The following is an 18944-nucleotide window of genomic DNA, read 5'->3' on the forward strand; positions in this document are numbered from 1 at the left end:
ACTGAAGTCAGAGACCCGGTGGACCTACACGCACCTCCCGGACGGAACCCTGAAGTGGACCTCGCCGACCGGGCGCACGTTCATCAGTGAGCCAGCCACGATCATCCGCCCACCGGGGAAGCGGCCGGGATCGAAGCCGACCGTTCGACCGCTGGCCAGGGACGATCCGGCCCCGTTCTGATCTGGGTTTCGACAAGCTCAACCACCGGGGCGGCTCAATTACCGGCCGGCTCGGGAGCCGCGTTAGGCGATCGAGGTTCCGAAGAGAAGACCCAGCAGATAGGTGACGCCGGCGGCACCGAAACCGATGATGAGCTGACGGATGGCACGCCGCCAGGGCGGCCCGCCCGAGAGCAGACCGACGATGGCACCGGTGGCCAGCAGGGCGAGCCCCACGAGCACGGCGGCCACGATGACCGCGGTGATCCCGTCGAGGCCGAACAGATACGGCAGCACCGGCAGGATCGCCCCGGAGGCGAAGAAGCAGAAACTCGACGTGGCCGCTCCGATTCCCGTGCCGATGGCCTCGTGCTCGTCGATCGCCGGAGCCAGGCCGCCGGTCTTCTTGACGTCGACCGAGCCGGTCGCGATGGCCACCGTGCGCAGAACCTCGCGTGCATGGATTTCGGCCTTCTCCGGCGACATCCCCTGCGCGCGATAGACCAGGGTCAACTCGTTCGCAGCCAGATCGAGATGGGCCAGCACGTTCCGGGACGCCGGATTCGGCGTTGAGGCTTCGAGCAGCTCACGCTGGGACCGTACCGAGACATATTCGCCGGCACCCATCGAGAGTGCCCCGGCGAGGAGACCGGCGATACCGGTGAAGAGGATCGTGGCGGCGGGCACTCCGGTGGCGCCGATGCCCAGCACCAGGGCCAGGTTGCTGACGAGGCCGTCGTTGATCCCGAAGACCGCGGCCCTGAACGTGCCAGCCAGCCGCTGCCGGCCGCGAGCGGCCAGCCCACGCACGACCTCCTCGTGGATGCGCTCGTCGGCGGCCATGGTCTCGGTGGCGTCGGCATCGGCGTCATACGGGGAGCGGGCCTCGGCACGCTGGGCGAGGGCAAGCACGAACACCGATCCGAACCTGCGGGCCAGTAGCCCCAGGAAACGGGTGCGGATCGCGCCCCGGCGCGGGGCTCCGACCTGGTCACCGAGAAGGTGCCGCCAGTGCTGCTCGTGGCGCCCCTCGGCGTCGGCCAGAGCCAGCAGGATCTCGCGCTCCTCGCCGCTACGGCGACCGGCGAGGTCGCGGTACACCGTCGCTTCGGCCCGTTCGTCTGCCAGGTAGCGGCGCCAGCGACGGATGTCCCGCGCGGTCGCCGGGCGCTCCTGCTCCAGTTCCTGCTCCACGACGGTTACGCCTCGGGGGCGGCTTCGAGCGAGCTCTGCGCCACCCGAGCCGACGCGTGCGGGCCAGAACCGTCGAGACCGTAGAAGGGTTCGTCGAACTCCACGACCCATACGCTTTCCCGTCCGGACACGGGGGCGTACAGGGCCGCACCCTGGAGTTCTCCGGCCGCCACGATCACGCCGCTCGGGTCTTCGGCGTCGGAGTCCGGATACCGACCACGATCCAAGCGCACCACGACCTGCGCTCCCACACCGAGGGCACCCGGCTGGGAACCGGGGTACCCGTCGGCGGCAGGTTGGCGCGTGTTCCGCAGGCCCATTACTCGGCCGCTCCGGCACGCTCGAGCACGAGCTCACGCACGCGGGCGGCATCCGCTTGTCCGCGCATGGCCTTCATGACGGCGCCGATCACGGCTCCAGCAGCCTGAACCTTGCCGTCGCGGATCTTGACCAGTACGTCGGGCTGGGCGGCCAGAGCCTCATCGATCGCCGCGATCAGCGCGCCATCGTCCGAGACGACCGCGAGACCGCGGGACTCGACGACCTCGAGCGGAGTGCCCTCGCCGCCGATGACGCCCTCGAGCACCTGTCGGGCCAGGCGGTCGGTGAGCGTTCCGGCCACGACGAGTTCGATCAGTGCGGCGACCTGCGCCGGCTGTACAAGCGAGTCGGCGGACACACCGGAGGCGTTCGCAAGGCGGGCAACCTCGCCGGTCCACCACTTGCGGGCGGCCTGAGCTGCGGCGCCGGCCGCGATGGTTGCCTCGACGGCGTCGAGAAGGTCGGAGTTGACGACATCCTGAAATTCGAGGTTGGCGAAGCCCCAATCGGCCTGGAGCCGCTTGCGGCGGGCGGCCGGAGGCTCCGGCAGGGTGGCGCGGAGTTCTTCCACCCATTCCCGCGACGGGGCCACGGGAACGAGGTCGGGCTCCGGGAAGTACCGGTAGTCGTCGGCGTCGGACTTGGGCCGACCGGCCGAGGTGATGCCGGTGTCCTCATGCCAGTGCCGGGTCTCCTGGGTGATGGTTCCACCGGCGTGCAGCAGGGCAGCCTGACGCTGGATCTCGTACCGCACGGCCCGCTCGACCGAACGCAGCGAGTTCACGTTCTTGGTCTCGGTGCGCGTACCGAGCACGTTCGAGCCGCGCGGGCGCAGGGACACGTTCGCGTCGCAACGCACGTTGCCCTCTTCCATCCGGGCGTTGGAGACGCCGAGCGCCTTCACGATCTCGCGGATGGCGGCAACGTAGGTGCGGCCGATCTCGGGTGAGTCCGCCTCGCCGCCCTCGATCATCTGGGTGACGATCTCGACCAGCGGCACTCCGCCGCGGTTGTAGTCGACCAGCGAGTAGTCGGCACCCTGGATGCGACCGGTCGCCCCACCCACGTGGGTGAGCTTGCCGGCGTCGTCCTCCATGTGAGCGCGCTCGATGTCGACCGTGACCAGGCGTCCGCTTTCGAGTTCGATCGTGAGCTGACCGTTGAACGCGATCGGCTCGTCATACTGCGAAGTCTGGAAGTTCTTCGCGGTGTCCGGGTAGAAGTAGTTCTTGCGGGCGAACCGCGAGTACTCCGCGATCTCACAGCCGAGGGCGAGCCCCAAACGGATGCTCGATTCGATGGCCTTCGCGTTCACCTGCGGCAGCCCTCCGGGCAGACCCAGGCAGGTGGGGCAGGTGTTGGTGTTGGCACCCTGGCCGAACTCGTTCGCGCAGCCGCAGAACATCTTTGTTTTGGTGTTGAGCTCGACGTGCACCTCAAAGCCGAGCACCGGCTCGAACAGCTCCAGAGCCTTGTCGTAGTCCATCAGTTCGGCCTTCTTCATCAGACGGCTCCCTCTGTGCTTGTAAACGCTGTGCCGGCAAACATGTCACTCGGCGCCAGTTCCGGCGCCCGGCTGAGGAGGGTGTGCCCCCAGGATGCTTCGAGCAGCGCCTCGACGGCGGCTCCGAAGCTGTAGAGACGGGCATCCATTTTCGCGGGCGCCATGATCTGCAGGCCGACCGGCAGGCCGTCCTCGGGCGCGAGTCCCATCGGCAGGCTCATGCCGGGGACCCCGGCAAGGTTGGCCGGGATCGTGGTGACGTCGTTGAGGTACATGGCCATCGGGTCGGCCATCTTCTCGCCGAACTTGAACGCGGTGGTCGGCGCACTCGGCGACACCAGCACGTCGACCTTCGCGAAGGCCGCGTCGAAGTCGCGCTGGATCAGCGTGCGCACCTTCTGCGCGCTGCCGTAGTAGGCGTCGTAGTAGCCGGCACTGAGGGCGTAGGTGCCGAGAATGATGCGGCGTTTGACCTCGGGGCCGAAGCCCGCGTCGCGCGTGGCCGCCATGACCCGTTCGCTGGTCAGCGGGCCGTCTTCCGGGTTGACCCGGATTCCGAAGCGCACCGAGTCGAAGCGCGCCAAGTTGCTCGACGCCTCCGCCGGGAGGATCAGATAGTAGGCAGCGATCGCATACTCGAAGCTGGGGGCGGAAATCTCGACGATCTCGGCGCCCGCCGCGGAAAGCAGCGTGAGGGTCTCGGTGAAGCGCTGCGCGACTCCGGCCTGGAATCCGTCGCCGCTCAGCTCCTTGATCACGCCGACCCGCACCCCCGTGAGCGCCCCGTCGGCGAGGCCGGCGCGTGCGGCGGCCGCCATCGAGGGCCAGGTGTCCGTGAGCGACGTCGAGTCGAGCGGGTCGTGCCCGCCGATCACGTCGTGCAGCAGGGCGGCGTCGAGCACCGTGCGGGTCACCGGGCCGACCTGATCGAGCGAGGATGCGAGAGCGATCGAGCCGTAGCGTGACACACCGCCGTAGGTGGGCTTGACGCCGACCGAGCCGGTGACGGCGGCCGGCTGGCGGATCGAGCCGCCGGTGTCGCTGCCGAGTGCCAGCGGCGCCTCGAAGGAGCTGACCGCGGCCGCGGAGCCACCGCCGGAGCCGCCGGGGATCCGGTCGAAGTCCCACGGGTTGTGCGTCGGGCCGTAGGCGGAGAATTCGGTCGACGAGCCCATCGCGAACTCGTCCATGTTGGTCTTGCCGAGCAGAATCAGCCCGGCGTCGCGCACGCGCCTGACCACGGTGGCGTCGTATGGGGGGATCCAGCCCTCGAGGATCTTGGAACCGGCGGTCGAGGGCATGTCGATGGTGGCGAGCACGTCCTTGATGGCGATCGGAACCCCGGCGAGCGGCCCGAGCACCTCGCCGGCGGCACGCCGGGCGTCGACGCGGGCTGCGGCGGCGAGCGCGGCCTCGCCGGCCACGTGGAGGAACGCGTGCACACCGGTGTCGACGGCCGCGATCTGGTCCAGGTGGGCCTGGGTCACCTCGACGGAGCTGATGGACCGTTCGACAAGCAGACCCGAGAGGTCGGCGGCGGACAACTTGATCACGTTGGTCATGGTTTACTCCTCGTCCAGGATTGCGGGCACGCGGAACTTGTCGCCGTCCCGGTCGGGAGCCCCGGAGAGCGCCTGTTCGACCGTGAGCGAGGGGACCACCGTGTCGGCGCGGAAGACATTGGTCAGCGGCATCGGGTGGCTCGTCGCCGGCACATCCGGCGTGGCCACTTCGGCTACCTTCGCGACCGAGTCAACGATCTGACCGAGTTCGGTCGTGAGGCGGGCGATCTCCTCCGAGCTGAGGTCGATCCGGGCAAGGTTGGCCAAATGGGCAACCTGCTCGGCCGTGATTTCAGACATGTTGCTCCGTACGATCGTCGGGGGTGGATTCCCCAATTCTATTCGGAGCCGTCGGTGACAAGATCCGCGTTGCCGGTTCCGATCAACGCCATGTTGTGCAGGGACTCGCTTCCAACGTCGAAGTAGGCGTTGTGGCCGACCGATCCGTTCAGCCAGGAGCCGGTGATCCGATCGTTCCCGCCGGACACGCCGAGGGTGTTCGCTCCGTAGGAATCCGCGCCGGGATCGCTGCCGAAGAAAGCGCTGTTCACGGTCGGGTCCCAGTCGGCGCTGCCCACATAGACACTGCCCGGCGCGACGCTCAGGCTGTCGACGGACTGCACCTGGCTGCCCGGGGACCCCACCAGCACCAGGGCGTCCACCCCGAACGTGCCGCGGGCCAGCGCCGTGAGCGCCACGGTCGACCCGTACGAGTGTGCGAGCACCGAAACAAAGGGCCGACGCGTGCCTCGGTCGGCCGCGATGCCTAAAGCCGACTGCTCCAGGAAGTCGGCGCCGACCTCCGCGAGGCCCGTCCCGCCCACGGTGAACACGGTGGGGGCCTCGTAGCCGATCCAGGCGATCGTGGCGACGCCGGCGGCGCGGATGCCGCCGGTCAGGGCGTGCCCGGACGGCGCCCCCCCGCGCAGCACCGCGATCTGTTCCGTGTACACGGCGTCTGCGGTGTCGGCCCAGTTGGCGATCTGCTGCTCCACGGTGTAGTTCATGCCGGGTACCAGATAGGTGACGAATTCGGCGGTGTCCGGGTTGCCGAGGGCGATTGCGGCACGCCCGCCGCCTGCGGGGTCGAGGAGGATCAAGGAACGGCGCGGGGCGCCGTCGGGGGTGCTCAGTGCCGCCTTGACCTGGGTCAGGACGGCGAGTTCTCGGTTGAGCAGCGTGCGCTCGCTGTCGTCGGTCGCGTCGGACAGCCGCTGGGTAACGTCGGCCAGGCTCTGCGTGAGGTAGCGGGCGTTGGCCCTGCCCCGCTCCCGGAAGGGGACGCCCTCCAGGTTGCCCACGAGCTTGGGTGCGGCAGCCAGCAGCGACGAACGCTCGGAAGCGCCGAGTTCCGTCCAGAGGCCGGCCACCGCGGAGGCTGCGGGCGGTGCCGTCAACAGGGCGTCGATCTGGCCGGGGGCCTGCTCCACGAACGCGGCCAGGTCGGCCACGGAGAGGGTGGACAGCCCGGCCAGCAGGCTGGCTCCGGTCAACCCCCGCACGGATTCGACCGTGGCGACCGTGGCGGACCTCGGCACGGATGCGATCGGCTGCGCGGAAACCCGCGGGTCGCCGGCGCCGGGTACCCCGACCGACGTGCCGGTGCGCGCCGACAGGTTCAGCCACAACGGTTCCGCCGCGGCGGGTTCGGCGCCCCGGTTCGGCACCGGTTGGCCCTGGACTGTGGTGCTGAGAGCGAGCGCGCCAGAGGTCTCACTGACTCCATTGAGAGCCAGAGAGAGCGTTAGAACCGCCGCTTCTAACAGCAAACCTGGGCACGTCCCCTCACGAACACCGAGTAGCAAAACAACCCGGCCCCTAACAGACAAGCATTGCGTCTCCAGACTACTGAAACGGATGGTGCGGCCGTGCCCCCACAGCGGGTCCGGGAGACCCCCGATCGAGGGTCAATTGCGCCAAAATTGATACTTGCATTATCCTGTATAGGTGTGATCTTATATAAACATGTCGCTGAAAATCGCCCTCCTCGGGATCCTGGACCTCGCACCGATGACGGGATACGACCTCAAAAAGAGCATCGAGGCATCCGTCGCCCATTTCTGGTCCGCCGACCAATCCCAGATCTACCGCACGCTGGCGGCACTGGTCGCCGACGGACTCGCCGACGTCGAGGTCATTCCGCAGGAGGGACGCCCCGATCGGCGCGAGCACCACATCACCTCGGCCGGCCGGGCGGCTCTGGGCGACTGGCTGCGGGCGCCGTTGGAACCCGAAACCTCGCACGACGCGTTCCTGATGCGGATGTTCTTCGTCGGCACCCTGGGGGTGCCGGCCACCCGGGCACTGCTGCGGGCGCGGCGCGGCCAGGCCACCGCGATGGTGGCCGCACTGCGTTCCGTCGCCGAGCAGGAGCAGGCCCACCGCGAGCCCGATGATCGTGCCCCGGACGACCTCGGACGCAGGCTGCGCTTCGCAACGCTGCGGAACGGAATCCTCCACGCCGAAGCGGAACTCGCGTGGCTGGTCGAGACGAAGGAAGCCCTCGGATGAGCCCTCCCCGCCGCCGTCTGGAATCCCGCTATCCCCTGCAGCACGGCGTTGACACCACGGGGACCGACACGATCATGTTCCTGCACGGCGGCAGCGTCGCCTCGTGGTCCTGGAGACCGCAGGTGGAGGGAATGACCGACCGGCACCTGCTCACGCCCGACCTGCCCGGTTTCGGTGACCGGGCCGGAGAGGACTGGCTTTCCCTCGGTCAGACCGCCGACGATGTGGCCGGCATCATCGCCGCGCACGCGCGCGGCGGCCGGGCCCATCTGGTGGGGCTGTCCCTGGGCGGCCTGGTGGCCACGCACGTCATGGCCCGGCACCCGGGACTGCTGCACTCGTGCCTGGTGTCCGGCGTGCCGCTCACCGGGGTGCACGGCACGGCCCGTCTCCTGAGCACGATGCAACTGCGGCTCTGGCACCGCCCCTGGTACTGGCGGGCCCAGGCGAAGGCATTCGGCCTGCCCTCCGACGCGGTCGACCTCTTCGTGGAACACGGTCTGAGTCTCCGAACCGACAATGCCCGGCGCGTCTTCGCCGAGGTGAACCGCGGCGGCGTCCCGGAGAGGCTGCAGGACTACCGCGGCCCCCTGCTGGCGGTGGCGGGCGAACGGGAGTCCCGCGTCGTCCGGGACAGCTTTCCCGCGCTGCTCGCCCACCTGCCGCAGACTCGCACCTGGACCGCACCCGGCATGCACCATGTCTGGAGCATCGAGGATGTGGATTTGTTCACCCGGATGGTGCTCGGTTGGGTCAACGCGTCAGAGGTACCGGGCGAGGAGAGCCGTTGAATCAAGCCGGGTCGGCGTCGGCGTCGGCCGTGGTCTCGGCCAGGGACTCGGGGCCGCTCGTGACCAGCTGGTGGAATTCGGCGGCGTCGAGGATCCGCAGGCCGAGCGCCTCCGCCTTGGCCAGCTTCGACCCCGCGCCCGGACCGGCGGCCACGAAGTCGGTATTCTTCGACACGCTCCCGGCGGATTTGCCCCCGGCGGAAATGATCGCCTCCTGCGCCTCTTCCCGGGTGTAGCCCTCGATCGAGCCGGTGGCCACCACCGTGAGCCCGGCCAGCACTCCCCCTGCCGCCGCAGCGGCTCCCGGACCGGGATGTCCCGATATGCGGAACTGAACGCCGGCCAGCGTCCACTGCTCCACGATGCCCTGGTGCCAGTCCACCTCGAACCACGCGATGATGGCGTCGGCGATGATGCCGCCTACCCCGTCGACCTCCGCGAGCTCCTCGCGGGACGCGGCCCGGATCAGCTTGAGGGAACCGAAGTGGCCGGCCAGGGCGCGCGCCGCCACCGGCCCGACGTGACGGATGTTGAGGGCCACCAAAAGCCGCCACAGCGGCTTGGTCTTCGCCAGCTCGATCTCGCGCAGGAGCTTCTGCGCACTCGACGACGCCTGCGGTCCCTCGACGCCCTCCTTCTTCTCGGCGGCCGTAGGGTTGCGCCGGAACGGCGTGCGCAGTCGCACGGAGCCGTCATCCTCTTCCTTGGCCAACCCGGTCTCGGCGTCCCGCACGATGACCTCGATCGGCAGCAGGTCGTCGAGGGTGAGGTCGAACAGGCCGGCCTCGGTGGGCAGGGGCGGCTCCGCCGGACGGGTGGGCTGGGTGAGAGCGGCGGCGGCCACCTCGCCGAGCACCTCGATGTCGAGGGCGCCGCGGGAGCCGATGTGCTCGACCCGGCCGCGCACCTGAGCCGGGCAGCTGCGCGCGTTCGGGCAGCGGAGGTCGATGTCGCCCTCCTTGGTCGGGGCGAGCGGCGTGCCGCACTCCGGGCAGTTCACCGGCATGACGAAGGCTCGCTCGGTGCCGTCGCGCAGCTCGACCACCGGGCCGAGCACCTCGGGGATGACGTCGCCGGCCTTGCGCAGCACGACGATGTCGCCGATCAGGACGCCCTTGGCCTGGACCACGTCCTGGTTGTGCAGGGTGGCCTGGCGCACCTCGGAACCGGCGACCCGCACCTTCTTCATCACGGCGAACGGCGTGGCCCGGCCGGTCCGGCCGACGCTGACGACGATGTCGAGCAGCCTGGTGTTGACCTGTTCGGGCGGGTATTTGTAGGCGATCGCCCAGCGCGGCGCCCGGCTGGTGGCACCAAGTTCGGCATGCAGGGCCAACTCGTCGACCTTGATCACGATGCCGTCGATCTCGTGGTCGACGCTGGCGCGGTGCTCGCCGTAGTACGCGATGAAATCCGCCGCGAGAGCCGCGGAGGGTTCCACCCGGTAGTAGCTGCTGGTGGGCAGACCCCAGCCCTGCAACAGCTCGTAGACGCCGGATTGGGACGCAACCGGCGGGGTGGCCCACGCGCCGATGCCGTGCACCAGCATCCGGAGCCGGCCGAGCCTGGCCCGCATCAGGCGCAGCGGTTCCGCGGCCTTACCCTCGGCCTTCTGGCGCAGGGAGCCGGCCGCCGCGTTGCGCGGATTCGCGAAAACGCGTTCGCCGGCGGCGACCTGCTGCGCGTTGAGCTCGAGGAATTCGGCGACCGGGAAGAACACTTCACCGCGAACCTCCATCAGGGCCGGATGCCCGGTGCCCCGCAGTTTTCTCGGAATGCCGGGCACCCAGGCGACGTTCTCACTGACGTCCTCGCCGACCACCCCGTCGCCGCGGGTGGCGGCGCTGACCAGCACCCCCTGCTCGTAGCGCAGGTTGATCGCGAGTCCGTCGATTTTGAGCTCGCAGAGGTAGTGCACGGGCCGCCCGGCGTCCCGTTCGACCTTCGCGGCCCAGAGGCCGAATTCGTCGAGCGAGAAGACGTTGTCGAGGCTGAGCATGCGTTCGGCATGCTGCACCGGATCGAACAGGCTGGTCTCGGCGCGGCCGCCCACGGTCTGGGTCGGGCTGTCCTGACTGGCCAGCTCGGGGAATTCCCGCTCGAGCTCGGCGAGGCGGCGCACCGACGCGTCGTACTCCGCGTCGGTGATGACGGCCTCGTTGCGGTCGTAGTACGCGTCCCGTGCTTCCAGGATGCGCTGGGTCAGGTCGGAGACCTCGGCCGCGGCGATGTGCAGGGGCGCGTCTGCCGCCGGGTCGGACGCCGGGCTATGCATCGACGGCGACGGCATCAGCGGCGGCGACGGCACTCTCGACGGCGCTCTCGACGGCACTGACCGTGCGGTCGATCGTGCACTGCCCAAGCACGCGGGTGCCGAGGTAGACGACGGCGGTCTGCCCGGGTGCGACGCCGGTGAGCGGCTCGCTCGGGATGATGACGAGCTCGGTGGTGGCGCCGCTCCCGCGGCTCGCGCTGGTCTCGGCGGACGAGCCGGCCTCGAGCGGAACGATCTGGGCCACGGCGGGAACCGGGTCGGCGTGGGCGCGGATCTGCACGTCGCAGCCGAAGGCGATCTCCGGGTGTGCGGGGGCCACGCCGCACCAGGTGAACTTCGTGCCGGCGATCTTCTTGATCGCGAGCGCCTCTTTCGGCCCGACGACGACGGTGTTGGAGATCGGGCGCACCTCGAGGACGAACCGGGGCTTGCCGTCGGCCGCCGGGGTGCCGATCTGCAGCCCCTTGCGCTGCCCGACGGTGAACGCGGCCGCCCCCTCGTGCGTGCCCAGGGTGTTGCCGTCCCGGTCGAGGATGTCTCCGGTCGCCGGGGGCACGCGCTCGGCCAGCCAGCCTCGGGTGTCGCCGTCGGGGATGAAGCAGATGTCGTAGGAGTCGGGCTTGTTCGCCACCGAGAAACCGCGCGCCGCGGCCTCCGCTCGCACCTCGGCCTTGGACGGCGTCGCGCCGAGCGGGAACATCGAGTGCGCCAGTTGGTCCTGGGTGAGCACGCCGAGCACATAGGACTGGTCCTTGGCCCAGGCGCTGGCGCGGTGCAGCTCTCGGTTGCCGTCGGCATCCGTCACGATCGTGGCGTAGTGACCGGTGGCGACGGCGTCGAAGCCCAGGTCGAGGGCTTTTTCGAGCAGGGCGGCGAACTTGATCCGCTCGTTGCAGCGCATGCAGGGGTTCGGGGTGCGGCCGGCGGCATATTCGGCGATGAAGTCGTCAACCACGTCGAGCTTGAACCGCTCGGAGAAGTCCCAGACGTAGTACGGGATGCCGATGATGTTGGCCGCCCGCTGGGCATCCATCGAGTCTTCAACCGTGCAGCAGCCGCGGCTGCCGGTCCGCAGGGTTCCGGGCATCCGGCTGAGGGCCAGGTGCACCCCGACCACCTCGTGTCCCGCCTCGACCATGCGGGCTGCGGCGACGGCGGAGTCCACCCCACCGCTCATTGCTGCCAAAACCTTCACCTGACGAGTGTAATCGGGTGAGCGCCCCCGCGCAGCCCCCGCCCAGCCCCCGCGCAACGGAACGATGGGCCGGGACGAGCGACGACGGATGCCCGCGGCACCAGCCAAGGCCAAGGCCAGGGCCAGGGCCAGGGCCAGGGGATATCGGTCAGGGGATATCGGTCAGGGTTCGCTCGATCGAGTCGAGGCGGAGCTCCAGCAGTGCGAGCCGGTCCAGCACGGCCTGATTGCTCGCGGTGCTCTGCTCGACGAGGCCGCGCAGGTCCGCCGCTCCGGCGAACTCCGCCTGCTTCTCGCGCGACCGCAGCGCGGCCGCCACGATGCTCGATGTGACTCCGGCGATGATGCCGACAATGGCGATCCAGGCGAACCAGGGAATGTTGTCCATCAGTGTGTGCTTTCTGTATCGGCTGCGACCGCCGCAACGATGCGTGCGACGTTGGTGGTGACCTCGAACGAAACGACCTCGAAAAATTTCAGGGCCTTGCCGTCGTCGGAGAGTTCGAGGTGCCCGGTCACGTAACCGGCCGATTCGAGTCGTTGCAGGTGCATATACAACAGTGCCCGGGACATCCCCAGCCGACGGGCGAGCTCACTCACATGGAGGGACTCCTCCGCCAGCAGGGCGATAATGCGGAACCGGTGCGGGTTGGCGAGTGCGGACAGCCGGGCGATCTCCTCGTCGAGCGTCATCGTGCTCACGCTCCCCTCGACATCCATTTACCTGTAAGAAATACCTTACACGTGTAGGTCCACGGCGTCCAGCACCACCACGTCAGCCGCGCGGCGGGTGAGGAGCGACAACGTGCAGCAGAGCGCGGATGCCGCGGCGCGGCTCAGCGGCCCGGCATCCGGTCGGCCAGGCCGGCCCGGGCCGCCCGGGCGTGGGCGGCCGGGAGGGCGGCGAGCAGAGCGTCGACGTCGGCCTCGGTGTTGGTGCGGCCGAGGGTGATCCGCAGGGCGCCGCGCGCCTCCACTTCGCTGCGGCCCATGGCGCGCAGCACGTGGGAGGGCTCGGGCACGCCCGCCTGGCAGGCGGACCCCGTGGACACCGAGATGCCCGCCACGTCGAGCAGGAACAGGAGCGAGTCACCCTCGCAGCCCGGGAAGCTGAAATGCGCGGTGCCCGGCAGATGGTTTTGCGGGTCCGGGTCGCCGTTCACCACAGCGGAGGGCACGGCCGCGGAGACGCCGACGACGAGGCGCTCGCGCAGCGCGGAGATCCGCGCGTTCTCGGCCTGAAGGTCGTGCAGGGCGTTGGCCGCGACCGCGAACGCCACGGCCGCCGCGACGTCCTGAGTGCCGCTGCGTACCTGACGCTGCTGCCCGCCGCCGTGCAGCAGCGGCTCGACCGTGGCCCGGCGCGCGAGGGCGAGCGCCCCGATCCCGACCGGGCCGCCGATCTTGTGCGCCGAGACGCTGAGCGCGGCCACGCCGGCCTGGCTGAGGGCGTGGAAATCGATCGGAACGTGACCGTACGCCGCCACCGCGTCGACGTGCACCGGGATGCCGTACGCCGCGGCGAGCGCGGCCACCTCGGCGACCGGTTGCAGGGTCCCGACCTCGTTGTTGGCGCTGAGACAGGTGACCAGGGCGATGTCGTCGGGGTTCGCGGCGATGGATTGGGCAACCGCTGACAGGTCGATCCGGCCGACGGCGTCCAGCGGCAGCCACTCGACCACGGCCCCCTCGTGGCGTTCGAGCCACTCGACCGTGTCCATGGTGGCGTGGTGCTCGCCGCCGGGAACGAGGATGCGGGTGCGCGGCTGCCTGGCCCAGAACAGCCCCTTGATGCCGAGGTTGATCGCCTCGGTGCCGCCGCCGGTGAAGACTACCTCGATCGGGTCGCAGCCGAGGCTGGCGGCGACCTGCTCGCGGGCCTCCTCGAGCATCCGTTTCGCGTTCTGACCCTGACTGTGAACGGATGCGGGATTGCCCACCACCCCCATCGCCCGAACGTAGGCGTCAATGGCTTCGGGCAGCATGGGGGTGGTTGCCGCATGGTCCAGATAGATCGCCATCTCACTCCTTTCGCGCTCGCTCGAGTTTCGCCGGGTCCCACCGGCGGTTCTCCGGGTGGTAATACACGGCTTCTGCACTCATTACTCTAGAACGCATGACCCCGCCTGATCCCCTGCACAGCCTCGGCGTGCGAGTCACGACCCACGGCGGCGAACTCCGCGTGTGGTCGGAGACCGCCGACGCCATCGACCTGTGCATCTTCGACGCCACCGACCCCCATTGGATCATCAAGACCGTGCCCATGGTCAAGGATGAGCACGGCGTCTGGTCCGGACACTCTCGAACCCTCTCCCCCGGACGCCGCTACGGCATCCGCGTCTCTGGTCCCGCCGCCCCCCGCAACTCCTTCCACCCCGAGAAGACACTGGTCGAACCCTATTCCCGGGGACTCGTGCGGGTCGGTCCCGACCAGTGGCAGTCTTCCGTAGTCGATGGCGATTTCGACTGGGCCGGTTCGGTCAAACCGAGGATCGCTCTGGACCACACCGTGGTCTACGAGGCCCACGTTCGCGGCCTCACCAACCTCAGCCCTTCGGTGCCGGCGAACCTCCGCGGCACCTATGCGGGCCTTGCCCACGAGTCGACCATCGGCTACCTGAAGAACCTCGGCGTGACCAGCGTCGAACTGCTGCCGGTGCAGGCATTCGTGTCCGAGCAGCGCCTGCTCAAGCAGGGTCTGAGCAATTATTGGGGTTACAACACCTTCAACTTCTTTTCACCGCACGCCGACTACGCCACCCAGAAGTCCCAGGCCGCCGGTCCCGAAGCGGTGCTCCGGGAATTCAAGGGCATGGTCAAGCTCCTGCACGAGGCCGGCCTCGAGGTCATCCTGGACGTGGTCTACAACCACACCGCCGAGGAGGGCCCGAACGGCCCCGTCAGCAGCCTCCGCGGCATCGACAACGCCGCCTACTACCGGCAGAACAGCGCCGGCGGATACATCGACGTCACGGGTTGCGGCAACACCCTGAACGTCTCCCACGACGTTCCCCGCCGGCTCGTGCTCGACTCTCTGCGCTACTGGGCGAACGAGGTGCAGATCGACGGTTTCCGCTTCGACCTGTCGGCCACGCTCGCCCGGGACGAGAACGTCGACTTTCAGGCGGACAGCCCACTGCTCGCCTCGATCACGGCCGACCCGGAACTCTCGACGGTCAAGCTGATCGCCGAGCCTTGGGACATCGGGATGGGCGGCTGGCAGACCGGCAATTTCCCGGACGGCTGGACCGAGTGGAACGACCGCTACCGCGACCGCATGCGTTCGTTCTGGCTGACCGACCTGGCGGCCGCCCGCGACGGGCACGCCGGGAGCGGGATCGGGCGCTTCGCGACCCGCCTGGCAGGTTCCGCGAACACATTCTCCCGGGAGCGCGGCCCGCTCGCCTCGCTCAACTTCATCACGGCCCACGACGGTTTCACGATGGCCGACCTGACCTCGTACAACGTCAAGCACAACGTCGGCAACGGGGAGTCGAACCGCGACGGCACCGACTCCAACAACTCGTTCAACCACGGCGCGGAGGGCCCGACCCGAGACCGGGACATCCTGACCGCCCGGCGCAAGGCCATGCGCAACCTGCTCGCGACCCTGCTGCTGTCGGCCGGTGTGCCGATGATCACCGCGGGCGACGAATTCGGTCGCAGCCAGCGCGGCAACAACAACGCCTACTGCCACGACAGTGAGCTCACCTGGTTGAACTGGGACCTCGACGACTGGCAGGAGGACCTGCACCGGGTAACCCGGCGCCTGCTCCAGCTGCGCCGCGAGAACCCGGCGCTGCGCCCGGTGCGGTTCGGACGCCCCGGCGAGACGACCCTCAGCGCCAGCGAAATGGACTGGTACAACGCGGAGGGCCGGTCCATGTCCGAGGACGACTGGCACTCGTCCGATGAGCGCACTCTGCAGTACCTGGCGGCGAGCACCCCGGAGCACGAGGATTTCAACCGAATCCTGCTGATCGTGCAGGGTCGTGAGGAAGAGGTGACGGTGACGCTGCCCCTGCACGCGGGCGTCACCTCGTACTCGCTGCTCTGGGATTCCAGCCACGACGACCTGAGCGACGCCGTCATCGAGCACGCCCCCGGCGACCAGTTCCTCGTTCCGGCCGCCTCGATGCAGCTGCTCCGGGCGCACTGAGCGTGGGCGCACGAAGCATGGGCAACCGGACCGGGGGCCGCTGACCGTGGCCAAACGGGTGGAGGGAAGCGCCGGAACTCCGGCGACGGTGGCGCTCGTGCGCGCCGGCATCCCGTTCACCCCGCACGTCTACCCGCACGAGGCGTCGTCGACGAGTTTCGGCCTGGAAGCGGCGGAGAAACTCGGCGTCGCCGCCGGCCGGGTGTTCAAGACCCTGCTGACGGATGTCGACGGCCGGCTGGTCGTCGGCGTCGTGCCGGTCACCGGCCAGCTCGACCTCAAGGCCCTGGCCACCGCCGTGGGTGCAAAGAAAGCCGTGATGGCAGACCCGTCGCTCGCCGAGCGCAAGACCGGCTACGTGGTGGGCGGCATCAGCCCGATCGGTCAGAAGAGCCGGCTCACGACCGTGGTCGACGCGAGCGCCCTGACGTTCGACACCGTCTTCGTCTCCGGCGGGCGCCGCGGCTTCGACATCGAGCTGACACCGGCCGATCTGGCCCGGGCAGCCTCCGCGGTCTTCGCGGCGATCGCACGCCCGTAACCGCACGAAAAAACACCCCCGTCGGAACGAAGGTGCTTTTTCGTGAGGCCGGTCAGCGCTAGCCGGCGACGGCGATCAGACCCATCTCGGCGGGGCTCACCAGGAGCTCGTTGCGCGGCACGACCCGCACGGTGTAGCCGAATGCGCCGCCACGGTCGAGTTCTATCGTGCCGGTGAAGAGCGTCGGCGAGCTGGCATCCGTCGCACCGGTCCCGAACGGTTCCGTATTGAGCGGCAGGGTACTGACATCACTCAGGTCGTCATTGGCGAGGCTCTTGCCGTAGACGACCTCGACGGTGACGTCCTCGGGCGCAAGACCGTTCAGCTGCACGTGTGCGCGGAGGTGCAGTTCGTCGCCGACCTGCGGCACCGAGGCGACGCCGCCGGATTCGACGTGGGTCACGGCTACGCCGGGCCAGGCCGAGACGATCCGCCCCTTCCAGGCGGCCAATTCCCGGGCGGCCCGGTAGTTGTTCTCGGACAGGCGGGCCTCGGCCGTGCCGGCAGGCCGGTACAGCTCCTGCACGTACTGGCGCACCATCCGACCGGCGTTGAGTTCCGGTGAGAGCTTCGCGAGCGACTGCCGAATCGAGGAGACCCAGCGTTCGGGCACTCCGTCGGCGTTGCGGTCGTAGAACTTCGGTGCGACCTGGTGCTCGATCAGCTCGTACAGCGCGTCCGCCTCGAGCCGGTCACGTTCGGCCGCGTCACCGGCGGCGTCTGCGGTGGGGATCGCCCAACCGTTGTTGCCGTCGTAGTATTCCGGCCACCAGCCGTCGAGGATCGACAGGTTGAGGGCGCCGTTCAGGGCCGCCTTCATGCCGGACGTGCCGCACGCCTCGAGCGGGCGCAGCGGATTGTTGAGCCAGACATCCGTGCCTGGGTACATCAGCTGGGCCATACCGATGTTGTAGTCGGGCAGGAACGCGATCTTGGTGCGCAGCGCCGGGTCGGCCGCGAACTGCACGATCCTCTGGATCAGGCGCTTGCCCTCCTCGTCGGCCGGATGCGATTTGCCCGCGATTACGATTTGGATCGGGTGTTCGGAGTGCAGCAGCAGCGCGCGCAACCGCTCGGGGTCGTGCAGCATCAGGGTCAGACGCTTGTAGGTCGGCACGCGGCGGGCGAACCCGATCGTGAGAACGTTCGGGTCGAAGACCCGCCCGATCCAGGACGGCACGATGCCGCCCGGGTTCTGCCCCTCCCAGGCCGCGGCGATCCGTCGGCGGGCGTCCTCGACGAACTGCAGGCGCATCTGGCCGCGCACCTGCCACAGATCCGTGTCGGACACGGCGGGCGACGCCCAATCGGCGGCGGACGTGTCGCTGGTGCCCAGTCGGCTCTGCGCGAGCGCGAGAAGGGCCGGGTCGGTCCAGGTGGGGGCGTGCACACCGTTCGTGATCGAGGCGATCGGCACGTCGTCGGCGTCGAAACCGGGCCATAGACCCTTGAACATCACCCTGCTGACCTCGCCGTGCAGCTTCGAGACGCCGTTGGCGCGCTGCCCCAGTCGCAGGCCCATCAGGGCCATGTTGAAGACGTCCGGGTTGCCATCCTCGAAGTTCTCCGCGCCGAGGGCGAGGAGGTCGTCGACGGCGACGCCCGGAAGCAGGTCGGTCTCGAAGTAGCGCCGCACCAGGCTGCGCTCGAACCGGTCAATGCCGGCGGCGACCGGCGTGTGGGTCGTGAACACCGTTCCGGCCCGGGCCACCTGCAGCGCCTCCGAGAAACTGAGCCCCTCGCCGATCAGGCTGGAGATGCGTTCGAGGCCGAGGAAACCGGCGTGACCCTCGTTGGTGTGGAACACCTCAGGGTCGGCCTGGCCGTTGAGGCTGCTCCACTTCTTCACGGCGCGCGCGCCGCCGATGCCGAGCAGCAGCTCCTGCAGCAGACGGTGTTCGCCGCCGCCGCCGTACAGGCGGTCGGTGACCAGTCGCAGGTCGTCGGTGTTCTCGGGGATGTCGGTGTCGAGCATCAAGAGCCGGATGCGGCCGACCATCGCCTGCCAGACCCGCGCGTGCAGGGTTCGGTCGTCGGGAAGTGCGAGGGAGACCTGCACGGGCGAGCCGTCGGCCCGGCGCAGCACCGACAGCGGCAGGCCGTCGGGGTCGAGCAGCGGGTAGCTCTCCAGCTGCCAGCCGTCGGGTGAGATGGCCTGGCTGAAGTACCCGGCACGGTAGAAGAGGCCAACACCGACCAGCGGCACGCCAAGGTCCGAGGCGCTCTTCAGGTGGTCGCCGGCGAGGATGCCGAGGCCGCCCGAGTACTGCGGCAACGCGGCGGCGATGCCGAACTCCGGGGAGAAATAGGCGATCGATGCCGGCTTGTCGCCCTCGAGCCCCTGGTACCAGCGGGGCTTCTCGAGGTAGTCGCGCAGCTCGTCGCGGGTGGCGTTCGCCCACGCCACGTAGTCGTTGTCCTGGGCGAGCGCTTCGAGGCGGGCCGTGTCGACGGCCCCCAGCAACGCGACCGGGTCGGTACCGCTCTCACGCCACAATTCGGGGGCGATGTGCTCGAACAACTGGCGGGTCGGCTCATGCCAGGACCAGCGCAGGTTGCCGGCAAGCTCGTCGAGCGCGGCGAGCGACTCGGGCAGCACGGTTCGGACGGTAAATTTGCGGATCGCTTTCACATCCTCAGCCTAGGTGCGTGACGTGTCCGGCGGGTGAATAGAGGCAGCAATACACCCCCGATCCGCGCTACGGTCAGTAGGTGGCTAAGACAGTAAAACG

General features: G+C 69.1%; 16 protein-coding genes and 1 pseudogene. 5 read left to right on the forward strand and 12 right to left on the reverse strand.

The genetic code is table 11. The features are described 5' to 3' along the window. Positions 1-181, forward strand: a pseudogene (locus E3O18_RS16375) (hypothetical protein); the annotation flags it as partial. 62 nt (positions 182-243) lie between these two features. Here E3O18_RS16375 and E3O18_RS02265 read toward each other — a convergent pair. From E3O18_RS02265 to E3O18_RS02285, 6 genes are read right to left on the reverse strand one after another with little or no spacing between them, the layout of a single operon-like run. Further along, positions 244-1353 carry a VIT1/CCC1 transporter family protein gene (locus E3O18_RS02265; RefSeq protein ID WP_241976549.1) on the reverse strand — a complete coding sequence of 370 codons (1110 nt, stop codon included), beginning with the start codon at positions 1351-1353 and terminating at the stop codon, positions 244-246. Between the two features lie 5 nt (positions 1354-1358). Then, complete coding sequence (locus E3O18_RS16025; protein ID WP_134398634.1) at positions 1359-1673, reverse strand: hypothetical protein; 315 nt, start codon at positions 1671-1673, stop codon at positions 1359-1361. After that, positions 1673-3178, reverse strand: a complete 1506-nt coding sequence (gatB, locus tag E3O18_RS02270) for an Asp-tRNA(Asn)/Glu-tRNA(Gln) amidotransferase subunit GatB (protein WP_134396249.1) — start codon at positions 3176-3178, stop codon at positions 1673-1675. The genes E3O18_RS16025 and gatB overlap by 1 nt, the downstream gene beginning before the upstream one ends. Further along, entirely contained in the window at positions 3178-4740 is a 1563-nt protein-coding gene (gene gatA / locus E3O18_RS02275; protein ID WP_134396250.1) for an Asp-tRNA(Asn)/Glu-tRNA(Gln) amidotransferase subunit GatA, read from the reverse strand. Before gatA ends, gatB begins: the two co-directional genes overlap by 1 nt. A 3-nt stretch (positions 4741-4743) precedes the next feature. Further along, the gene (gene gatC / locus E3O18_RS02280) at positions 4744-5040 is read right to left on the reverse strand and encodes an Asp-tRNA(Asn)/Glu-tRNA(Gln) amidotransferase subunit GatC (RefSeq protein WP_166784587.1); all 297 of its coding nucleotides are present in this window, start codon (positions 5038-5040) and stop codon (positions 4744-4746) included. Between the two features lie 38 nt (positions 5041-5078). Next, positions 5079-6407 carry an alpha/beta hydrolase gene (locus E3O18_RS02285; protein WP_166784588.1) on the reverse strand — a complete coding sequence of 443 codons (1329 nt, stop codon included), beginning with the start codon at positions 6405-6407 and terminating at the stop codon, positions 5079-5081. 298 nt (positions 6408-6705) lie between these two features. On the opposite strand from E3O18_RS02285, the gene E3O18_RS02290 reads away from it, so the two are divergent. Next, positions 6706-7251: a PadR family transcriptional regulator gene (locus E3O18_RS02290; RefSeq protein ID WP_134396252.1), complete on the forward strand. Its 546-nt coding sequence runs from the start codon at positions 6706-6708 to the stop codon at positions 7249-7251. Further along, positions 7248-8042: an alpha/beta hydrolase gene (locus tag E3O18_RS02295; RefSeq protein WP_134396253.1), complete on the forward strand. Its 795-nt coding sequence runs from the start codon at positions 7248-7250 to the stop codon at positions 8040-8042. The genes E3O18_RS02290 and E3O18_RS02295 overlap by 4 nt, the downstream gene beginning before the upstream one ends. A 1-nt stretch (position 8043) precedes the next feature. Here E3O18_RS02295 and ligA read toward each other — a convergent pair whose 3' ends face one another. From ligA to E3O18_RS02320, 5 genes are all read right to left on the reverse strand, one after another. Then, complete coding sequence (gene ligA, locus E3O18_RS02300; protein WP_134396254.1) at positions 8044-10317, reverse strand: NAD-dependent DNA ligase LigA; 2274 nt, start codon at positions 10315-10317, stop codon at positions 8044-8046. Next, a complete protein-coding gene (gene mnmA, locus E3O18_RS02305; protein WP_134417369.1) occupies positions 10310-11512 on the reverse strand; it encodes a tRNA 2-thiouridine(34) synthase MnmA in 1203 nt (400 codons plus the stop codon). The genes ligA and mnmA overlap by 8 nt, the downstream gene beginning before the upstream one ends. Before the next feature lie 148 nt (positions 11513-11660). Further along, the gene (locus E3O18_RS02310) at positions 11661-11900 is read right to left on the reverse strand and encodes a hypothetical protein (protein ID WP_134417371.1); all 240 of its coding nucleotides are present in this window, start codon (positions 11898-11900) and stop codon (positions 11661-11663) included. Continuing rightward, entirely contained in the window at positions 11900-12205 is a 306-nt protein-coding gene (locus E3O18_RS02315; protein WP_104103546.1) for a winged helix-turn-helix domain-containing protein, read from the reverse strand. Before E3O18_RS02315 ends, E3O18_RS02310 begins: the two co-directional genes overlap by 1 nt. Before the next feature lie 143 nt (positions 12206-12348). Further along, positions 12349-13533 (reverse strand): cysteine desulfurase family protein, encoded by a 1185-nt coding sequence (locus E3O18_RS02320; RefSeq protein WP_134396257.1) that lies wholly within the window; start codon positions 13531-13533, stop codon positions 12349-12351. A 95-nt stretch (positions 13534-13628) separates the two neighbouring features. On the opposite strand from E3O18_RS02320, the gene glgX reads away from it, so the two are divergent. Together glgX and ybaK are read left to right on the forward strand one after the other, a co-directional pair. Continuing rightward, complete coding sequence (glgX, locus tag E3O18_RS02325; protein WP_134396258.1) at positions 13629-15671, forward strand: glycogen debranching protein GlgX; 2043 nt, start codon at positions 13629-13631, stop codon at positions 15669-15671. Positions 15672-15717: 46 nt separating this feature from the next. After that, entirely contained in the window at positions 15718-16212 is a 495-nt protein-coding gene (gene ybaK / locus E3O18_RS02330) for a Cys-tRNA(Pro) deacylase (protein WP_198410580.1), read from the forward strand. 58 nt (positions 16213-16270) lie between these two features. Here the strand turns inward: ybaK and glgP are convergent, their stop codons facing one another. Beyond that, on the reverse strand, positions 16271-18844 hold the full coding sequence (gene glgP, locus E3O18_RS02335; RefSeq protein ID WP_134396260.1) for an alpha-glucan family phosphorylase: 2574 nt from the start codon (positions 18842-18844) through the stop codon (positions 16271-16273). Positions 18845-18944 lie beyond the last annotated feature (100 nt).

The sequence above is a fragment of the Cryobacterium sp. TMT2-42-4 genome (assembly GCF_004402645.1).
Classification (GTDB): Bacteria; Actinomycetota; Actinomycetes; order Actinomycetales; family Microbacteriaceae; genus Cryobacterium; species Cryobacterium sandaracinum.

What these genes read in the sequence shown, in the direction of transcription:
- E3O18_RS16025 (WP_134398634.1), bottom strand. Translation starts at nt 1,673, where the DNA reads ATGGGCCTGCGGAACACGCGCCAACCTGCCGCCGACGGGTACCCCGGT.
- gatB (WP_134396249.1), bottom strand. Translation starts at nt 3,178, where the DNA reads ATGAAGAAGGCCGAACTGATGGACTACGACAAGGCTCTGGAGCTGTTC.
- gatA (WP_134396250.1), bottom strand. Translation starts at nt 4,740, where the DNA reads ATGACCAACGTGATCAAGTTGTCCGCCGCCGACCTCTCGGGTCTGCTT.
- gatC (WP_166784587.1), bottom strand. Translation starts at nt 5,040, where the DNA reads ATGTCTGAAATCACGGCCGAGCAGGTTGCCCATTTGGCCAACCTTGCC.
- E3O18_RS02290 (WP_134396252.1), top strand. Translation starts at nt 6,706, where the DNA reads ATGTCGCTGAAAATCGCCCTCCTCGGGATCCTGGACCTCGCACCGATG.
- E3O18_RS02295 (WP_134396253.1), top strand. Translation starts at nt 7,248, where the DNA reads ATGAGCCCTCCCCGCCGCCGTCTGGAATCCCGCTATCCCCTGCAGCAC.
- ligA (WP_134396254.1), bottom strand. Translation starts at nt 10,317, where the DNA reads ATGCATAGCCCGGCGTCCGACCCGGCGGCAGACGCGCCCCTGCACATC.
- E3O18_RS02310 (WP_134417371.1), bottom strand. Translation starts at nt 11,900, where the DNA reads ATGGACAACATTCCCTGGTTCGCCTGGATCGCCATTGTCGGCATCATC.
- E3O18_RS02315 (WP_104103546.1), bottom strand. Translation starts at nt 12,205, where the DNA reads ATGACGCTCGACGAGGAGATCGCCCGGCTGTCCGCACTCGCCAACCCG.
- E3O18_RS02320 (WP_134396257.1), bottom strand. Translation starts at nt 13,533, where the DNA reads ATGGCGATCTATCTGGACCATGCGGCAACCACCCCCATGCTGCCCGAA.
- glgX (WP_134396258.1), top strand. Translation starts at nt 13,629, where the DNA reads ATGACCCCGCCTGATCCCCTGCACAGCCTCGGCGTGCGAGTCACGACC.